The 2504-nt window shown below is 56.7% G+C and carries 1 rRNA gene (cut by a window edge); it reads left to right on the forward strand.

What is annotated here, in order from left to right:
- Positions 1-2498 (forward strand): 23S ribosomal RNA (locus E1267_RS42535) (it extends 612 nt beyond the left edge of the window).
- Positions 2499-2504 lie beyond the last annotated feature (6 nt).

Raw genomic sequence — 2504 nt, forward strand, 5'->3', positions numbered from 1 at the left:
CAAGCCGTAGGAGCTTGCAGGAGTCTTTGGGCTCTTGTGTGATGTGACTGCGTGCCTTTTGAAGAATGAGCCTGCGAGTTATGGTGTGTGGCGAGGTTAACCCGTGTGGGGGAGCCGTAGCGAAAGCGAGTCTGAAGAGGGCGTTTGAGTCGCATGCTGTAGACCCGAAGCGGAGTGATCTACGCATGGGCAGGTTGAAGCTCAGGTAAGACTGGGTGGAGGACCGAACCCACCAGGGTTGAAAACCTGGGGGATGATCTGTGTGTAGGGGTGAAAGGCCAATCAAACTCCGTGATAGCTGGTTCTCCCCGAAATGCATTTAGGTGCAGCGTTGCGTGTTTCTTGCCGGAGGTAGAGCACTGGATGGCTGATGGGCCCGACAAGGTTACTGACGTCAGCCAAACTCCGAATGCCGGTAAGTGAGAGCGTGGCAGTGAGACTGCGGGCGATAAGGTTCGTAGTCGAGAGGGAAACAGCCCAGATCACCGACTAAGGCCCCTAAGCGTGTGCTAAGTGGGAAAGGATGTGGAGTCGCAGAGACAACCAGGAGGTTGGCTTAGAAGCAGCCATCCTTGAAAGAGTGCGTAATAGCTCACTGGTCAAGTGATTCCGCGCCGACAATGTAGCGGGGCTCAAGCACATCGCCGAAGTCGTGGCACTGGCAAGGCTTAGGTTTTGTTGGTGGGTAGGGGAGCGTCGTGCAGCCGGTGAAGCAGCGGAGTGATCTAGTTGTGGAGGCTGTGCGAGTGAGAATGCAGGCATGAGTAGCGAATCGAGGGTGAGAAACCCTCGCGCCGGATGACCAAGGGTTCCTGGGCCAGGTTAATCCGCCCAGGGTAAGTCGGGGCCTAAGGCGAGGCCGACAGGCGTAGTCGATGGATAACGGGTTGATATTCCCGTACCCGCTTCAATGCGCCCATACTGAACCCCTTGATACTAAGAGTCCTTAAGTCAGTCGTCTCTTCGGAGGGGATGTTAGACTGAACGCTCGGCCTGATGGGGTAGTAGGTAAGCGATGGGGTGACGCAGGAAGGTAGTCCAGCCCAGGCGATGGTTGTCCTGGGGTAAGCATGTAGGGCGGGACGTAGGTAAATCCGCGTCTTTTGTGCCTGAGGTGTGATGCCGAGCCGATTGTGGTGAAGTGGATGATCCTATGCTGCCGAGAAAAGCCTCTAGTGAGTGTTGTGGCGGCCCGTACCCTAAACCGACTCAGGTGGTCAGGTAGAGAATACTAAGGCGATCGGGTGAACTGTGGTTAAGGAACTCGGCAAATTGCCCCCGTAACTTCGGGAGAAGGGGGGCCTCTGCTGGTGATAGGTCTTGCATCTGGAGCTGGTGGGGGTCGCAGTGGCCAGGGGGAAGCGACTGTTTACTAAAAACACAGGTCCGTGCGAAGTCGTAAGACGATGTATACGGACTGACGCCTGCCCGGTGCCGGAACGTTAAGGGGACTGCTTAGCTGGCGTGAGTCGGCGAAGGTGAGAACTTAAGCGCCGGTAAACGGCGGTGGTAACTATAACCATCCTAAGGTAGCGAAATTCCTTGTCGGGTAAGTTCCGACCTGCACGAATGGCGTAACGACTTCCCCGCTGTCTCAACCGCAGACCCGGCGAAATTGCACTACGAGTAAAGATGCTCGTTACGCGCAGCAGGACGGAAAGACCCCGGGACCTTCACTACAGCTTGACATTGGCGTTTGGAGCGTCTTGTGTAGGATAGGTGGGAGACTGGGAAGCTCGGACGCTAGTTCGGGTGGAGTCATTGGTGAAATACCACTCTGGTCGTTTTGAACGTCTAACTCTGGTCCGTGATCCGGATCGGGGACAGTGTCTGGTGGGTAGTTTAACTGGGGCGGTTGCCTCCTAAAGGGTAACGGAGGCGCCCAAAGGTTCCCTCAGCCTGGTTGGTAATCAGGTGTTGAGTGTAAGTGCACAAGGGAGCTTGACTGTGAGACTGACGGGTCGAGCAGGAGCGAAAGCTGGGACTAGTGATCCGGCATCGGCGTGTGGAAGCGGTGTCGCTCAACGGCTAAAAGGTACCCCGGGGATAACAGGCTGATCTTCCCCAAGAGTCCATATCGACGGGATGGTTTGGCACCTCGATGTCGGCTCGTCGCATCCTGGGGCTGGAGTAGGTCCCAAGGGTTGGGCTGTTCGCCCATTAAAGCGGTACGCGAGCTGGGTTTAGAACGTCGCGAGACAGTTCGGTCCCTATCCGCTGCGCGCGTAGGAGACTTGAAAGGAGCTGTCCCTAGTACGAGAGGACCGGGACGGACGAACCTCTGGTGTGCCAGTTGTACCGCCAGGTGCACGGCTGGTTGGCTACGTTCGGAAGGGATAACCGCTGAAAGCATCTAAGCGGGAAGCTCGCCTTGAGATGAGGTCTCCCACCCTGTGAGGGGTTAAGGCTCCCGGTAGACGACCGGGTTGATAGGCCGGGTGTGGAAGCATGGTAACGTGTGGAGCTGACCGGTACTAATAGGCCGAGGACTTGACCACAAAGCA

The organism is Nonomuraea longispora, from assembly GCF_004348345.1.
GTDB lineage: Bacteria > Actinomycetota > Actinomycetes > Streptosporangiales > Streptosporangiaceae > Nonomuraea > Nonomuraea longispora.